Source organism: Kitasatospora purpeofusca (assembly GCF_042691725.1).
Lineage (GTDB): Bacteria > Actinomycetota > Actinomycetes > Streptomycetales > Streptomycetaceae > Kitasatospora > Kitasatospora purpeofusca_B.
In genome coordinates, this window is record NZ_CP170483.1 from 1,216,197 (window position 1) to 1,232,608 (window position 16,412).

Consider the following 16,412-nt stretch of genomic DNA (forward strand, 5'->3'; position numbering starts at 1 on the left):
CCGGTTCGGCTATGCGGAGTCCGTCACTTCCAGGCCGAGTGCACGGAGTTGGCCTCCTGGATCTTCCTCCAGGACTTCGGCTGCGCCGGCGGCCGCCCTTCGCCCCGGTCCGCAGCCGCGGTGGCGTTCGGCACCGGCCCGGCGGCGGGCTTGCCGGGGGTGAACAGCCAGGTGTTCAGCAGGTCGCCGAGCTGCCGGCCGGAGACCTTCTCCGCGTACGCGCGGAACTCCGGGATGGTGGCGTTGCCGTAGCGGTGCTCGGTGGGCCAGCCCTTCAGGATCCGGAAGAACGTCTCGTCCCCGACGGTGTTGCGCAGCGCCTGAATGGCGAGCGCGCCGCGCTGGTAGACCGCGTCGGAGAGCTGATTCTCCTCCCCCGGGTCGCCCGGCTTGACGCTCCAGAACGGGTCGTCGGCCGGGTAGTAGGCGTAGATGTAGTCGGCCAACTCCTGCGCGGTGCCCTCGTTCTCGTGCTCGGACCAGAGGAACTGCGCGTACTGGGCGAAGCCCTCGTTCAGCCAGATGTCGCTCCAGCGGGAGAGCGAGACGCTGTCGCCGTACCACTGGTGGGCCAACTCGTGCACGACGACCGACGTGTTGGATCCCCGCGCGAACAACCCGGGCCCGTAGAAGACCCGGGTCTGGGTCTCCAGGCCGCCGCTGCTCCGGACGTTGGGCACGACGCCGCCGACCGAGCTGAACGGGTACTCGCCGAAGTAGCCGCTCAGCCAGTCCACCAGCTCGCCGGTGCGCTCGACGCTCGCCCGGGCCGCGCCCGCGTTCTCCCCGAGGTCCTTGCTGTAGGCGTTGTAGACCGGCAGCCCACTGGCCGTGGTGTCCCGGGTGACGTCGAACTTCCCTATCGCCAGGGTCGCCAGGTAGGTGGCCTGCGGCTTGTCCTCGCGCCAGTTGTAGCGGGTCCAACCCGCCCGCGAGGTGGTGCCGGTCAGCACCCCGTTGCTGATCACCTGGGTGCCGTCCGGCACCAGCACCGAGACGTCGAAGGTCGCCTTGTCGCTCGGGTGGTCGTTGCTCGGGAACCACCAGCCCGCCGACACGGGCTCGCCGGCCACCACCGCGCCGTCCGGGGTACGGCGCCAGGCGGTGTAGCCGCCGTACCTCTCCACGGTCGACGGCACATCCTTGTAGCGCACCACCACGGTGGCCCGGGATCCCTTGGCCAGCGGCCGGGCCGGGGTGATCTCCAGCTCCTGATCCCCGCTGGTCGCGAAGGTGGCGAGCCGCCCGTTGACCCGGACCTCGGAGACCTTCAGCGCGAAGTCGAGGTTGAACCGGGAGAGGTCCTGGGTGGCCGTGGCCAGGATGGTCGCGGTGCCCTCCAGCTCGTCGGTGGCGGGCTGGTACTTCAGCCGGACGTCGTAGTGCGAGACGCGGTACCCGCCGTTGCCGAGGGTGGGGTAGTACGGATCCCCCAGGCCGTCCGCACCCGGCTGGAAGCCGGAAGCCGAGGCGGGGACGGCCAGGAACAGGCTCAGGGCGGCACTGGCGGCAGAAACGATCAACCTCTTGCGCACGTGGTCCTCCAGGGATCACCGGAACGGTGGGGTCGGATCGATCCTTGTCCCGGCAACCCCTCATCTACTCCCAGATTGTGAGGACTTCATGAAGAGAAGAACGGCGGCGCGACGGTGCCGCGGAGCCGTCATACCGAGGTGCCGACTGTCCGTCAGCTGCGGCCACGGCCACGGCGCACGGGCCGGAGCAGAACAGGCATCGCTCCTCGCCGTACGGTGTGGAAGGCTCGGCTTCAGCTGACCCACACGCCATCCGGGGACAGGGATAGGGCGAGTTGCCGGCCGCGGTCGGTGACGGGTGTCGACCAGGACACGTCCGCCACCTCGCATCCGGAGTCGTCGGCGAGGGCATTGACCAAGGTCCTGCCGATGCCGTGCCCGCGGTACGTCTCGGCCACCCAGATCATGTCGATGCGTGGTCGGACCGAGTCGACCAGTTCGCCGTACCTCGACCTCTCGCCCAGGTCCCACCAGCGGTGGCGGTCGCTGTCGTGGGCTGCGAGGTAGCCGACGACATGGCCATCCGCCTCGAGCAGATACGCGCGGAAGTGCTCCAAGGTCTCCTCTGGCTCGCCGCCACCGTGCGACCACGAGTTGAAGTCGTAGCCTCCCTCCCGTCGCGGCAGCCGGCCCACGCGTTCCGTCAGGCGCCGCCAGGCGATCGGCGACTGCGAGGTCACCACCACCAGGCGGTTGCTCCAGGCGGTGTTCTTCGGGACCGGGATGCCGAACGCCCACTCCGAGTGGTGCTCGCGGTGAACGCTGTCGTCTCCGGCACCGGAGCGGGAAGATCCGCAGGGACACGTGCCGACCTTCAGTGCCGGGGTCATCTGGAACCTCACCGGCCGCGATCGGCGGCTGAGGTCCCGGTCTCGGCCACCCACCCAGGGCCGGCGGGGCGTATCGCCCGGGTCGACGTGGTCGCTCCATCGGTCGACCCACCCGGGATACTGCTCCGGGTCGCAGTCCGTGGTGTCGCGGCCGCGTGGGCGCCGCCACCCTGCCTCCACGGCCGACCTGGTCGCCGCCGCCGCGCTCACCGGTGGCCTGGCCGCGCTGCGCGGCCACCCGGTGCCGGCCCGTACCGACGTGCTCGACGGCCTGGTCGGCGCGCTGGTCAAGGACGACCTGACCCAGCCTCTGCCCTGGTCCCGGCACGGCCCGCTGGCGCCGGGCAGCCACCCGGTGGTGGTCGAGACGGTCGCCGCATGCAGCGGCGACCGCACCGGGCGGCTGCACCCCGACACCCCGGCCCCACCGCTGGTCCACGATGTCGCCGCCCGGCTCGCCGCGATCGGCGCCACCGGCACCCGTCCGGTGACCTGCGAGCTCACCTCGCCGTCACCATCGAGACACACCGGGAGACCGCCGGCCACCCCTGAGCACCTTCGCCGAGAACACCTCCGCGGTCCGCGCCGGCCGGTCAGCCGCCTGTGGTGGCGGCGCGGTTGACCTGTACGCGGTCTTATGGGCGGATCTCGCGGTATGACTGTCGGCCTGGGGCGCGGTCTGGCAAACTCGCCGCTTGTGCAGCAAGTTGCGGGTGATCTACGTGGTTGGCTTCGCTCCCTGACCGACGAGCGACTGGGCGAGTTCCTCCGGGTCCCGACCGTACTTCCCTACCTGGCCGGCATCCGGGTCGATGGCAGACCGCGCGAGTTCACCTGGAAGCGCCGCGAGCTCCTGACCGCGCGGGCGTTCCTCGGGCGTGAGCCGCTGGAGGTGCTGAATACGATCGGGCAGCAGGCGGCCGACTTCGCGGACCACCTGCTGATACGGGTTCACGGCTTCTCCGCAGAGGAGATACGCGACCCCGATCCGGAGCAGTTCGGTCGGATGCTCACCCGGCTTCCCCCGGTGCTGGCCCACGCCCGCCTCCACCATCTCGTCCAGCACCGCGCGACGCTGGACGAGGACTGGGCGGTCAGTGTCGAGGAACTGCTCCAGTGCGCCGAAGCTCCCGGCACAGTGGTGCACCGCGAAGGCGATCCGGTGGGTCACTCGGTGGGTCAGGAGCCCACCGTGCCGTTGGACCCCGAATCCGAACAGGAGACGAACGTTCAGGTGAAGAGCCGGCCCGCCGCCCAGGACCTGTCCGCCGCCGCGGAGGAGCTGCGGCACGCGGCCGCCGCGCTGGTACGCGACCTGCGCACCATCGCGGACCTGGCCGAGACCGGCGGCGCGGTCGAACCGGCCGACCTGGACGACAAGGTGGCCGTGTACGCGGCCCACCGGTCCCGGCTCGCCGAGCAGATCGCCGGCACCGGGCAACGGTGGGATGCGGCCGCGACGTTCGAGGACCTCGACGCGGTGATCGCGGACCTCGCCGCGGCCCAGGAGCAGGCCGAAGCCCGCCGTGTACGGGCCGAGGGGCTGCGGGTCCGCTACGACCGGTACACCGATCTGCTGCAGGACGAGGACGACGAGGTCGCCCGTGCCGCCCTGGAGGCGGCACGGGGCCGGACCGCCGCGCAGCTCGAAGAGCTCGGTGAGGTGCCGCCCACGCCAGCGACCGTACTCCCGGACCTGCCGCACCAGTCGAGGCCTGAGCAAGCGCCCGCCCCCGAGGACGACGCGGCGCCGGAGCCGGAGCCGGAGCCGCCAACGGTCCCGGCTCCGGTGCCGGACCCGGTGGAGGAAGCCGCCCCCGCGGAGGAGGACCGTCCCGCCGAGGACATCGTGCCCCCGGCCGACGCGGAGCCGATACCGGGGCCGCACCCGCAGCCGCAGGAGGAGGCGCAGAAGGAGCCGGCACAGCCGTCCGCCACGGCGCAGCCGCTCGCTTCCGAGCCGGTGGCCGACACCGAGCCGGAACCGGAGCAGCGCCTGCCCTTCCTCCCTTGGGAGCCGTCGGCCGGGGGTACCGGGCCGGTGGCCGAGCTGGTGCGTCAGGGCCGTCTCGCCGAGGCGTTCTGGTACACCCGGGGATCGGACGAAGGCGCGCTGCGCGCCGACACCCTGGCGCTCGCCGAGGCCGCGTTCGCGTGCCAGGACAACGACACGGCCACGGCGGTGCTGTCGGCCTTCGGCCACAGCGCCGCCGAGTACCGGGACGACCGGAGTGCGCAGATCGCCGCCACGGTGGCCTCGCTGCGCGCGGGCCTGGTGGCGGGCTGGCCCAACGACCTCCTCAACCAGGCCGAGCCGATCACCGGTCTTCCCGCGCCCTGGACGCAGCTGCTGGAGGCCGCCGCGTCGACGGTGCGCCACTGCCAGCGGGTGAACCCGGCGGGCGGGTGGCTGGCGGACCCGGCGCCGGGTCTGACCCGGGAGGTGATCGGTGAGCAGGCGCGTGAGCTGCTGGTGACGCTGCCTCAGCGGAAGACCAGCTACGCGCGGGCGACGCAGGTGCTGACCCGCTTGGCGTCGGACGGGCAGCCGTTGGGCACCACGCTGCGGACGATCGTGGAGTGGGCGCAGGGCCGGGCGGGTCTGGAGGCCCTGGACGCGGTGGCCGAGCAGTTCGCGCGGCGGGACTGCGGCGAGCGGCTGATCGTGGACGCCGACGTCATGGTGCGCACCAGCAAGCAGGGCCGGGAGCCGATCGAGGCGAAGGCCAAGCAGGCGCTGCTGCGGGCGATCGCGAGCGTCAGCGACCTGTTGGATCGGGCGCGAAGCATCGCGGCGTCCCAGGCCGGCGCCGGACTCTCGGGGTCGTTGAAGGGCGTGCTGACTCATGTGGCGGACGAGCCGTCGCCGCCCGGAGTGGAGGGCGCGCTGCTGCACCTGCTGCGCCAATGGCTGTGCGGCAAGGCGCTCGTGGCGACACCGCTGAGTGTCGGTGACGACGAGGGCTTCCCGGAGGACCTGCGCAACCACCGGCCCGACGTGCGGCCGCTGCTGGTCCTGGCCGACCTGCCGCGCCTGGGTGACGGCAGTCCCGACCCCGACGCGGACGGCTTCGGCAAGGAGGCGCTGTCGCCGCTGCTGTCTCCGGTCGACGGCGACGCGGCGCTGCGGGCGCACTGCGAGCGTGGCGACCTGCACCTTGCCGAGGCGTTGGCCGCGGCGCTCGGCGAGGGCGCGGTTCCGGCCGTCGGCACCGCGCCCGTGCGGGCCGCCGACCACGCCCGGATGATCGAGGCGGCGCGCGCGAGCTGGAGCACCCGGCTGCGGGCCGAGCACGCCAACGCCTCCGGACTGCTGGCCGAGCTGCGGATCCAGCAGACGCCGGACCCCGCCGCCGAGCGGGAGTTCAGCGCCGAGCTGGCCGGTCTGGACCAGCCTCGGCCCGACGGTGCCTACCGCGCGGCGTTGGAACAGGTCCAGGCGCTGGCCGGGCGGCTGCGGGAGGCGGTCTCCGCGTACGCGGGACAGCTGCGTTCCGACATCGCCGAGTCGGAGCTCTCCGACTCCGACCGCGCCCGGTTCGAGCAGGCGCTGGACAAGCGCGACCTGGTCACCGCCGCGGAGTACCTGGCCTTGGCCAGACGCGGCGAGCCGCTGCCGGACTGGAGCGCCCTGGACTGGGGCGCCGACCTCACCGAGTTCTCCGCCGGCCTGGGTCTGCGCGTCACGCAGCGGCAGGGCCAGGGCTACAGTGCCGAGCCCTGGGCCCGGCACTACGCCGCGAACGGCGAGTTGACCGAGGCCGTGGGCCCGGCGCTGGAGGCGTGGGAGGCGCTGTGCAACGCCTCCACCCGGGCGCGCGAGTGGCAGCGGCACCTCCCGCGGGTGCTGCGCCTGTTGGGCCTGGAGGCCGACCCGGGGTCCCTGACCCACGTCGACGACGGCCGGCGCCGGATCGGGCTGCTGCGTACGACCGTGCGCGCCAAGGTCAGCGAGTCCAGGCCCGGCTACGTCGCGTCGCTCGGTTCCCGGGCCCAGGGCCAGTACACCGTCGTCATCGTCCCCGAGGAACTGGTCGGCCGCAGTGTCCTGGACCTGCTGGACGAGCGCGACAGCGGCGCCACGCTGATCCTCTACCTGCACCCGCTGGGACTCGCCGACCGCCGCAAGCTCGCCGAGCGCGCCCGGGCCGGCGCCCGCCAGGCGCTGGTGGTCGATCCGGCCGTGCTGGGGTGGATCGCCGCCCGGTCGCCCCGCAGCTTCCGCGCACTCCAGCGCGTGACCCTGCCCTGGACCGGCTTCAACCCCTATACGCCGTTCGTCGCCGGCCTGGTGCCTCCCGAGGTGTTCTACGGCCGCACCCAGGAGATCAACCAGGTCGTCGACCCCCTGGGGGGCCTGTTCCTGTACGGCGGCCGCCAGTTGGGCAAGTCCGCGTTGCTGCGGCGGGTCGAGTCCACCTTCGCCACCGAACACCGCAAGGTCGTCTATCTCGACCTGAAGGCCCACGGGATCGGCGAGGCCGAGCCGGCCGAGCGAATCTGGCCCAATCTCGCCGCCCAACTGCACCGCGTCGGCGTGCTGGACCAGGTCGGCGCCAAGTGCGTCCCGGACACGGTGCTGGGCCAGATCGAGAACTGGCTCACCGCCGACCCCCAGCGGCGCCTGCTCGTGCTGGCCGACGAGGCCGACGCCTTCCTGACCGCCGACTCCCGTTCCGCCAACGGCCACGGCGGCGAGTCGACGTTCCCCAACGTCCTGCGGCTCAAGCGGCTGATGGACAGCACCGGGCGCCGGTTCAAGGTCGTCTTCGCGGGCCTCCACCAGGTCCAGCGCTTCGGCACCCTGTCCAACGTGCCCCTCACCCACGGCGGACCCGACGTCCTGGTGGGCCCGCTCCACCCGAGCGAGGCACAGCCCCTGGTCGTCGAGCCGATGGCCGCGCTCGGCTACACCTTCGAGCGGCCCGAGCTGGCCTGGCAGGTACTGGCCGCGACCAACTTCCAGGCGTCGCTGGTGCAGATCTTCTGCGACCAGCTCGTCTCGGCGCTGCGCGCCAAGCCCGTCGCCGACCGGTGGCCCATCACCGTCACCGAGGCCGACGTACGTGCCGTCACCGCCTCGCCGCAGGTCCGCGAGCGCATCGCCGAGCGGATGCGCATCACGATCAACCTGGAGGACCGCTACCGGGTCCTCACCCTGGTGATCGCCCTGCGCAGCCTCAAGGACGCGCACCGGCGCGGCTACCAGCCCGACGAGCTGCTCCAGGAGGCCCGCGAACGCTGGCGGGACGGCTTCGACAACCTCAACTCCAGCCAGGTCCGGATCTACCTGGACGAGATGGTGGGCCTGGGCCTGCTGGTCCGCCAGCCCGGCGACGACCCGACCTACGCGGTCCGCAGCCCCAACGTCATCGGTGTCCTCGGCACGCCCGACGCACTCGAACACGAGCTGCGCGACACCGAGTTCAGGCTCCCGATCGAATACAACCCGCGCTACTCCCGGCGCCTGCTCGGCCACTCCCCCAGCGGCGTCCAGACCTTCAGTCCGCTCACCGAGGACCAGTTGCACACGGTCACCGGCCAAGGGGTGAGCGCCGTGTGCGTGACGGAGGTGCTGCGCCCGGCCCTGGTGGTCAAGGCCATCGAGGCCTACGCCGCCGCCCGGGGCATCGCCGTGGCCCACACCGACGGCCCCGGTCTCAGGTCCCGCCTCACCGCGCTCGCCAAGGGGAAGGTCGCGCAGCTGGTCGTCGTCGACCTCCGCCGCCGCAGCCAGGCCGAGCTGACCGGCGCCCTCGACCGCCTGCGCGAGCACACCGCCGCGACGAGCCCCGCCGCCCGCTCCGCGGTGATCATCGTCGACCCGATGGGCGTCTACGAACGCACCGACCTCATCGGTGAGGCGATCCGGCCCCAACGATGGACGGCCGACAGCCTGCGCGCCTGGCCCGAGTCCCCTTTCGAGACGCCCGAGCGGCGGCGCCGGCTGGTGGAGGCCACCGGCGGCTGGCCGGAGCTCGTGGAGCAGACCGTTCACCAGGTCTCGCGCACCGGCACCTCCGTCGATGCCGCCCTGGAGGGCATCCGCAACGCGACGACACGCGCCGACTTCGGCGCGGTGCACCTGCAGAACGTCGGGCTCGACAAGAACCTCGCCGAGCTGCTCACCCGCTGGACCGAACTGCTGGAGAGCCCCGAGGAGGACACCCCCGCCCGGATCGCGTCGATCATCGACGTCCCCGAGGACCAGGTCCTCGAACTCGTCCGGCGGCTCACCGATCTCGGGGTCCTGGACGAAGGCGAGAAGGGGATAGCGCTCGACCCGGTGACCTTCCGCGCCCTGGCCGCCGCGGCGGAGCAGGAGTGACGGCCGCCTCCGGGACCCGGACCGCCCCGGACTCCGACCCCCACAAGCTCGCCACGCTACCCGGCGTCCGGCTCTGGACACGAAGCGTCGCCAAGGACCTGGCGGCCGGGCACAGCTGCCTGCTGCTCGTGCCCGCTGCGATGCTCGACCCGGCGTCGCTCCTGCCCGGAATCCTCACCACGCAACCCCACTGGCTGCGGGTGCCGCCACCGGGCGCGTCGTCGGCACTGGACGAACCCGAGCCGGACGAGCCCGAGCCGGAGCCGCTGTGGTCCGGCCAGCCGCCCGTGCTCGACATCGACGACAGCTTCCTCACCGGCATGATGGCCTCCATCTTCGGAGCCGACCCAGCCGCAGTCCCCACACCCGCACCGCCCGTCCCCCGCCCCCGCGTCGCGCCCGACCGCGTTCCGGACGTGGAGGCTCGCCTCGAAAGCCTCCTGCCCGGCGAATCGGCCGGCTCCGTCTACGACCGGCTGACCATCGATCACGCCAACGGGTGCGTCTACGTCCTGGACGCGGCGGACGAGAAGGACCCCGAGGCGCTCGCCCAGCTCCTGCTGCGCCTGCCCGCCGCCGCCAAGGCCGCCGGCCTGGCGCCCGACCAACGACCACGGCTGCTGGTCATCGCCACCCCGGAGGACCTGCCCCCCGCCTACCCGGACCGGCTCACCGGCGAGGACATCGCCGTCCACTGGTGGTGGGGAGCCATCGGCCGCCTCGACACCGCCTCGGTCACCGCCGTCAACCGCCCGCTGCGCGCCCGCGCCGCGCTCACCGGCCGCCACCGCATCGAGGAGGTGCTCGTCCAGGCCACCATAGTCGAGGTCTGCGGCCCCCACCTCGATCTCGCCGCCGCCCTCGCGCGTTCCTGGGACGGCCGGCCCGAGAGCCTGCCCGCCGCCCTGAGCAGCGCCTACACAACCACCCGTGTACCGATGCCCGTCCCGGGCGACCCCACCACCCCCGTCCAGCACGGCGGCGGCCTGGCCCAGCGGCCCCCTGCGGCCCTGCATCCGCAGTGGAACATCGGCTCCATCGACTCCTGGGACGGCCACCTGCGCCCTCACCCCGCCGCCTCCAGCGGCCCCACCCTGGACAAACTCGTCTGGCTGGCCCAGAACCGCACCCTGCTCCCGCTCATCGACGACGCCCGCGAGGCACTGGCGACCCAGGTGCTGCCCACCGCCACCCTCCCCGCCGACCAGCTGGTCGCCGCCTACGGCACCGACCGTGCCACCTCCGCCGCCACCAGCACGACCGAGCGGCTACGCTCCCTGGAACTCGGCCAGCTCGCGGCGGCCAAGCGTGACGGCCGGCTCCGATTCAGCGCGGCGCAGGCCACGACCCTGTTCACGCTGCGCAATGCCCGCAACTGCCTCAGCCACCGCGAACACCTCAGCGGCGCCACCCTGCACCGCCTGCTCGACCAGCTCAGCCTGAACCACTAGCCGGGTACCGGCCGTGGGCCCCGCCCTCCCGTTCGCCGACGACATGGAGAATCAGGCCGGGGGTGAACAGCACCGGGGTCGCCGTCACCGTGGCGTACGACCTGGAGCGCCGACGGCGGCCGGACGGTCGGGGTGCCCGTCGGTCGGCGGTCCGGCCGTCACCACCGTTTCAGCACTGCCTCGCGTCCTTGGGGCCGGTGGGCGGCTCGCCGGAGGTGGCAGGGGTGCTCCGGAACTCGTCGACCGCGGTGTAGTCGTGCTTGGAGCTCGGCCAGAGGAAGGTGATCTGGTCCAGGGAGTCCAGGGGCCTGGCGTCGAAGAGGGCGAAGACGGTCAGCCGGGTGCCGCCGGTGGTCTCGTCGCGGATGGCGCGGTACCGGTTGCCGGCCGTGTCCCGCACGGTGATGGGGCCGGTGCCGGCTCCGGCGAGCACCAGGGTGACGATCAGTGTGTCGCCCTTGGCGACCGGGCTCCTGATCGGCAGCGACTCGCCGGTGGTGGTGGCCGCGTCGGGTGGGGAGGCGGTGACCTCGTCGCCGATCCGGCGGAGGAAGCCGCACGGGTCCGGCAGTCGGCCGCCGGCTGCGGCACCGCTCTCGCCGGTGACCGGGGCGGCGGTCAGCAGCAGGGCCGGCAGGGCGGCGAGCAGGGCGCCGACCGACCGGACGGGCCGTACGAGGCGCCGACGGGCGGATCGGCGGCGTCCCGTCCGTTCCGGTTCCCGTCGCGGCTCGACGGCGGCGTGCGGGGGCGGCGCCGGGGGCTCGGGCGACTGCTGCCGCAGCTGGATGCGCTGCCAGGCGGACCGCCAGCGCGCGAGCTCCTCGGCGGGCACGCCGCAGGCGGTGGTGAGCGCCAGCACCCGGTCCAGGGGCGGGAGGCGGCTGCGCCGGGGGCTCATGTCCCCCGAGAGGGTGCTGCGCGGAAGGCCGGTGCGGCGTTCGAGTTCGCGCAGCGACGGATTGCCGGACCACGCCTTGACCGCCCGGAGCCGGCACACGAACTCCTGTGGTGTGGTCGCCTCGCCCGGATCGGGCCTGGCCACCGAAGCCTGCTCCGGTAACCGGTCCGGATCCCTGCCCAGGTCTCGCTCGGTCATCTGACCCCCCTTGAGTGATCGGTTCGATCGGCCGATCGCGGCGCGTGCGCCGGGGACCATCCTGACCAACACCAACTGATCACTCCATGGCGTTCGCTTGGCGTTCTATGATGATCTGTTGTCAGGGGCCCGTCAGGGCCGCAGGCCGGGAGTCGCGACGGGGGACACGTTGCTGGGGGACTTCGGAACGCTGCTGCGCCAGCACCGGTACGCGACCGGGTGGACGCAGGAGGAGCTCGCGGAACGGTCGGGCATCTCGGCGCATGCGATCAGCGTGCTGGAGTCGGGGCGGCGGCGGCCCCGACTGTCGTCGGTGGCGCGGCTGGCCGCGGCCCTGGGGCTGGACCCGGCCGGCCGCGACCGGCTGCTCTCCGCGGCGCGCGGGGAGGCGGCGGCGCGGTCCGGCGGGGAGCCGGTCGAGCGCGTGGTGCCCCGGCTGCTGCCGTACGCCGTCCCGGACTTCACCGGACGGCGCGGTGAGGTGGACCGGCTGCTGGCCCTGGCCGTCGGACCGGGCGGCGGCGCCCGGGCCCGTCCACTGGTGATCTCGGCCATCGACGGCATGGCCGGTGTCGGCAAGACCGCCTTGGCCGTCCACGTCGGGCACACCCTCGCCGGCCGGTACCCCGACGGGCAGCTCTTCGTGGACCTGCGCGGCTTCACTCCGGGCCAGCGGCCGCTCGAACCGGGCGCGGCGCTGGCGCATCTGCTCCGGGCGGTCGGCGTCAGCGAGAGCGCGCTGCCGGTGCGCACCGAGGAGCGCGCCCAGGTGTGGCGCAGCCGGGCGGCGGGCAAGCGGTACCTGATGGTGCTGGACAACGCCGTCGACGCCGAGCAGGTCCGCCCGTTGATCCCCGGCGGCCCGCGCTGCCTCGTCCTGGTGACGTCCCGGCGGCGGATGCCCGCACTGGACGGGGCGGTCGGCGTGCCACTGGACGTGCTGAGCCATGACGAGGCCGTGGAGCTGTTCGCCCGGGTCGCCGGCCCGGACCGGGTCGCGGGCCATGCCACCACCGTGGACGAGATCGTCGCTCGGTGCGGCGGACTGCCGCTGGCGCTGCGGATCGCCGCCGCCAGGCTGGCCCATCATCCCGCCTGGACGCCGGTCGAGTTGCTCCAGCGGATCCGGCGTCCGCAGAAGTTGTCGACCGAACTCTCCCACCACGGCCAGAGCGTCGCGGCGGCCTTCGTGGAGTCCTATCGCTCCCTCGCCCCGGCGCAGCGGCGCGCGTTCCGGCTGGCCGTGCTGCATCCCGGCGAGGACCTCACGCCGCACGCCCTCGCCGCCCTGGTCGATGCACCGCCGGACGAGACCGAGGAACTGCTGGAAGCGCTGCACAACCACCACCTGCTGATCGAGCACACGGCCTTCCGGTACACGTTCCACGACCTGCTGCGCACCTTCGCCGCCGAACTGCTCGCCCGGGAGGTCTCCGAACCCCTCCGGCGCGCCGCGCTCATCCGGTTGCTCGACCACTACCGTCACACCGCCGCCTCGGCGATGGACGTGCTGGCCCCGCTGGAACGGCATCACCGGCCCCGGCCGCCCGCGCCCGGCGGTACCCCCCTGGTGTTCGCCGACCGGGCGGACGCGGAGGACTGGCTGACCCGGGAGCAGGCCAACCTGCTGGCGCTCACCCACCACGCCGCCGACGCCGGCCTGCCGGAGTACGCGGCGGACCTGCCGGCGATCCTCTGGCGCCACCTCAAGCGCCACCTGCCCGCCCGGGAGGCCCTCGGGCTGGGTGTCCGCGCCCTGGAGGCCACTCGGCAGCTCGGCAGTGCGGCCGGTGAGGCGGCCGCGCTGCGGCACCTCGGGCTGGTCCAGTACCAGCTCGGCGACTTCCCGCAGGCGCTCGACCTCCTCCACCGGGCCCTGGAGATCCAGCGGACCACCGGCAACCGCAACGGCGAGGCCCACGTCCTGGCCAACCTGGGCCTCACCCTGACCCGGATGGGGCGCCTGGAGGAGGCGCTCGACCACCAGCGGCGGGCGCTGCGGCTCAGCCGGGAGCTCCCCGAGCCGGCGGTCGAGGCGATCGCCCTGACCAACCTGGGACCCACGCTGACCCGACTCGGACGGCTGCCGGAGGCCCTGGACCACCACCGTGAGGCGCTGGAGTTCCACCGGCGCAGCGGAAACCGCCTCGGCCAGGCCGTCGCGCTCAACCAGTACGGCGAGTACCAGCAGAAGCTGCAACGCCATCCGGAGGCGCTCGACCTGTACCAGGAGGCCCTGGATCTGCACCGGGACCTCGGTGACACCTTCGGTCAGGCCGAGTCGCACACCCTGCTCGGCGACGCCCTGCTGGCCATGGACGCTCCGGCGAGCGCCCTGCGGCACTACCGGGCCGCTTTCGAGCACCTGCCGCACACCGGTGAGCGGTACAACCTGGGCCGCATCCATCTCGGGCTGGCGCGCACGCACCAGCGCCTGGGGGAACCCGAGGCCGCTCGGAAGCACGCCGAACGGGCCGTCGAGATCCACACCGCGTTGAACATCCCGGAGGCGGACGAGGCCCGGGCCCTGCTCGACTCACTGCGGGAGTGACCCGGACGGCCCCGGGCACGCTGCGGACGGCTCCGGACGCCCCGACCGCGGATCAGCCCCGCGGCGAGGACGCGGCGGCGCGGAAGTCCGCGAGGGACTCGGTGAGCGCCCTGGTCACCGGGCCCTGTTGGGAGTTGAGGAAGAAGTGCCCGCCGGGGAAGGCCTGGAGGCGGAACCCTCCGGAGGTGACCTCCGACCAGCGCTCCGCCTCCTGCCTGGTCACCTGCGGATCGGCCTCCCCGGTCAGCACACTGACCGGGGAGCGCAGCGGCGGCCCGTCGCGGTGGACGTACGTCTCGACCGCCGTGTAGTCGGCGCGCAGGCACGGCAGGATCATCTGCCGGATGTCCTCGTCGTCCAGGAGCGCGGTGTCGGTGCCGTTCAACTCCTGGATCTCGGCGAGGATGCCGGCGTCGTCGCGCAGGTGCACGGTCTCGTGCCGCGTGGTGGTCGGCGAGCGGCGGCCCGAGACGATCAGGCCGAGCAGGTCGACGGCGCGCTCGGCCTCCAGCCGGCGGGCCGTCTCGTAGCCGAGGACGGCGCCCATGCTGTGCCCGAAGAACACCAGGGGCCGTTCGGTGCGGGGGCGCAGCACCGCGCAGATGGCGTCGACGAACGCCTCGACGGTGTCCAGGCAGGGTTCGTGGCGGCGGTCCTGCCGGCCCGGGTACTGCAGGCAGAGCACCTCCGTCTGCGGCCCGAGCGCGCCGGACAGCGGCTGGAAGTAGCTGGCGGAGCCGCCGGCGTGCGGGAAGGCGACCAGGGTGACGGCCGCCTCGGGGGCCGGGCGGTACTGCCGGAGCCAGCGCCCGCTCAGCTCCTGGAGGTCGGGGTCGGACATGAGGGGGATCCGTTTCTCGTGGTGGAACCGGTACGGCCGGTCAGCCGGCGAAGCGCAGCGGCAGCTCGGTGAGCCCGCGCAGGAAGTCCGAGGGGTGCCAGGTCAACCGCCCGGGCGGGACGGCGAGTTCCAGGACGGGGAAGCGGGCCAGGATCTCGGTCAGCGCGACCCTGATCTCCTGCCTGGCCAGCTGGTGGCCGAGGCAGAAGTGCGGGCCGTGGCCGAAGGCGAGGTGCGCGGCGGTCGGGCGCAGCAGGTCGAAGGCGTGCGGGTCGGCGCGGACGACCGGGTCCCGGTTGACGGCCGACGGCAGGAAGCGGACCAGCTCGCCCTTGCGGACGACCACGCCCTCGATCTCGATGTCGTCGAGCGCCACCCGGTTGGTGGTCGACAGCAGGGAGCCGCGGTAGCGCAGCGCCTCCTCGGTGGCGCTCGCCACGAGTTCCCGGTCGGCCCGCAGCGCGGCCAACTGGTCGGGGTGCTTGAGGAGTTCGAGCAGCGCGCTGGAGATGACGTAGGCGGTGGTGACGTGTCCGGCGAACAGCAGGACGGAGCAGAACCCGACGAGTTCCTCCCGGGTGAGGGCGTTCCCGTCGTCCAGCCGGGCGCCGACGAGCTCGCTCAGCAGGTCCTCGGTCGGCTGTCGGCGCTTGGCCTCGACCAGGTTGGTGCAGTAGGCGGCGAAGGCGTCCGTCGCGGCCTGGCGGACCGGCGCCGAGGGCGAGTCCATGTTCTTGACCCGGGTGTGGAACACCTCGCGGTCCGCCCGCGGCACGCCGAGCAGCTCGCAGATCACCTCCAGCGGGAAGGGGTTGGCGAAGGCGGACACGAAGTCGGCCTCCCCCTCGGCGGGCAGGCCGTCCAGCAGGCCGCGGGCGATCTCGGTGAGGCGGGGTTCCAGCGAGCGCACCGCGCGGGAGGCGAAGGCGGCGCTGACCAGCCGGCGGTAGCGCGCGTGGTCCGGATTGTCCTGCTCGAAGAGGACGATCGGGCTGTCCGGGACCTGCGCGGCCTGCGGCGCGTGCCGGTGGAGGTCGTTGGAGAGCCGGGGGTCGCCGAGCAGCCGCCGGGCGGGCTCGGCGCCGAGGACGGTCCACGCCTCGGTGCCGTCGGCCTGCCGGGTGCGGATCACCGGGTGACGGCGGGCCAGCTGCCCGAGCTCGCGTTCCGCGTCGGGCAGGGAGGAGATCTGGACGAGGTCCAGGACGGGGATCACGCCTGTCCCTCCGATCCGTCCGGGGTGGTGGCGGTGATCCGGGGGAGGTCCCGCAGCCACAGGTGGCGGCTCGCGATGCGCCAGCGCTGCCCGTCCTTCTCCAGCAGGTCGACGTACGAGCCGCTGCGGCCGATCTCGTGGGTGCCGTCGTCGAGGGCGAAGCAGATGGAGAGCAGCGAGCGCGCCTCGGCGGTGGTCCCGTCCAGGCGGGTGACCACCGTGTTGCTGGTGAGGTGGCGCTGGTGGGCGCCGCGCGTCTGCGTGTGGTGGCGGTACAGCGCGGCCATGGCGAGGACGATCCGCTCCCGGGTGGCCACCGACGGCGGGAAGCCCTCGGGGGCCGGGGTGAAGGTGAAGCGCGCGTCCTCGGTGAACAGGTCGCCGAGCGCGTCGAAGTCGCCGGAGTCGTAGTAGAGGCTGTAGGCGGCGACGAGGTCCTGGATGGCGGCCCGGTCCGCGAGGAAGGCCGCGTCGAGGTGTTCGGTGGAGCCGGGCACCGGAAGGAGCGGGGCGGGCGTCGTCGTGGCGGTGGTCGGGGTCATGGGTGATGGTCCCTTCGTC

At 73.2% G+C, this 16,412-nt stretch carries 11 protein-coding genes; 4 read left to right on the forward strand and 7 right to left on the reverse strand.

Features of this window, described 5'->3' with window-relative positions; genetic code table 11:
* Window positions 1–23: 23 nt before the first annotated feature.
* Both ACFCLZ_RS05120 and ACFCLZ_RS05125 read right to left on the reverse strand, forming a co-directional pair.
* The gene (locus ACFCLZ_RS05120; protein WP_380283468.1) at window positions 24–1,535 is read right to left on the reverse strand and encodes a M1 family metallopeptidase; all 1,512 of its coding nucleotides are present in this window, start codon (window positions 1,533–1,535) and stop codon (window positions 24–26) included.
* A gap of 233 nt (window positions 1,536–1,768) precedes the next feature.
* Window positions 1,769–2,365: a GNAT family N-acetyltransferase gene (locus ACFCLZ_RS05125; protein WP_380283469.1), complete on the reverse strand. Its 597-nt coding sequence runs from the start codon at window positions 2,363–2,365 to the stop codon at window positions 1,769–1,771.
* 142 nt (window positions 2,366–2,507) lie between these two features.
* On the opposite strand from ACFCLZ_RS05125, the gene ACFCLZ_RS05130 reads away from it, so the two are divergent.
* Window positions 2,508–2,987 carry a DUF5682 family protein gene (locus ACFCLZ_RS05130; RefSeq protein ID WP_380283470.1) on the forward strand — a complete coding sequence of 160 codons (480 nt, stop codon included), beginning with the start codon at window positions 2,508–2,510 and terminating at the stop codon, window positions 2,985–2,987.
* A 96-nt stretch (window positions 2,988–3,083) separates the two neighbouring features.
* Here the strand turns inward: ACFCLZ_RS05130 and ACFCLZ_RS05135 are convergent, their stop codons facing one another.
* The gene (locus tag ACFCLZ_RS05135; protein ID WP_380283472.1) at window positions 3,084–3,536 is read right to left on the reverse strand and encodes a hypothetical protein; all 453 of its coding nucleotides are present in this window, start codon (window positions 3,534–3,536) and stop codon (window positions 3,084–3,086) included.
* Window positions 3,537–3,557: 21 nt separating this feature from the next.
* Between ACFCLZ_RS05135 and ACFCLZ_RS05140 the strand changes: the two genes are divergently transcribed.
* Together ACFCLZ_RS05140 and ACFCLZ_RS05145 are read left to right on the forward strand one after the other, a co-directional pair.
* Window positions 3,558–8,693 (forward strand): hypothetical protein, encoded by a 5,136-nt coding sequence (locus ACFCLZ_RS05140; RefSeq protein ID WP_380283473.1) that lies wholly within the window; start codon window positions 3,558–3,560, stop codon window positions 8,691–8,693.
* Window positions 8,690–10,144 (forward strand): hypothetical protein, encoded by a 1,455-nt coding sequence (locus ACFCLZ_RS05145; RefSeq protein WP_380283474.1) that lies wholly within the window; start codon window positions 8,690–8,692, stop codon window positions 10,142–10,144. The genes ACFCLZ_RS05140 and ACFCLZ_RS05145 overlap by 4 nt, the downstream gene beginning before the upstream one ends.
* A gap of 169 nt (window positions 10,145–10,313) precedes the next feature.
* On the opposite strand, the gene ACFCLZ_RS05150 is transcribed toward ACFCLZ_RS05145, so the two are convergent.
* Complete coding sequence (locus ACFCLZ_RS05150; protein ID WP_380283475.1) at window positions 10,314–11,243, reverse strand: helix-turn-helix domain-containing protein; 930 nt, start codon at window positions 11,241–11,243, stop codon at window positions 10,314–10,316.
* A gap of 118 nt (window positions 11,244–11,361) precedes the next feature.
* Here ACFCLZ_RS05150 and ACFCLZ_RS05155 point away from each other — a divergent pair, with 118 nt between their 5' ends.
* Entirely contained in the window at window positions 11,362–13,794 is a 2,433-nt protein-coding gene (locus ACFCLZ_RS05155) for an ATP-binding protein (RefSeq protein ID WP_380283476.1), read from the forward strand.
* Window positions 13,795–13,846: 52 nt separating this feature from the next.
* Here the strand turns inward: ACFCLZ_RS05155 and ACFCLZ_RS05160 are convergent, their stop codons facing one another.
* From ACFCLZ_RS05160 to ACFCLZ_RS05170, 3 genes are read right to left on the reverse strand one after another with little or no spacing between them, the layout of a single operon-like run.
* Window positions 13,847–14,635: a thioesterase II family protein gene (locus tag ACFCLZ_RS05160; protein ID WP_380283477.1), complete on the reverse strand. Its 789-nt coding sequence runs from the start codon at window positions 14,633–14,635 to the stop codon at window positions 13,847–13,849.
* A 40-nt stretch (window positions 14,636–14,675) separates the two neighbouring features.
* Window positions 14,676–15,851 (reverse strand): cytochrome P450, encoded by a 1,176-nt coding sequence (locus ACFCLZ_RS05165; protein ID WP_380283478.1) that lies wholly within the window; start codon window positions 15,849–15,851, stop codon window positions 14,676–14,678.
* Window positions 15,848–16,393, reverse strand: a complete 546-nt coding sequence (locus ACFCLZ_RS05170; protein WP_380283480.1) for a nuclear transport factor 2 family protein — start codon at window positions 16,391–16,393, stop codon at window positions 15,848–15,850. Before ACFCLZ_RS05170 ends, ACFCLZ_RS05165 begins: the two co-directional genes overlap by 4 nt.
* Window positions 16,394–16,412: the final 19 nt, after the last annotated feature.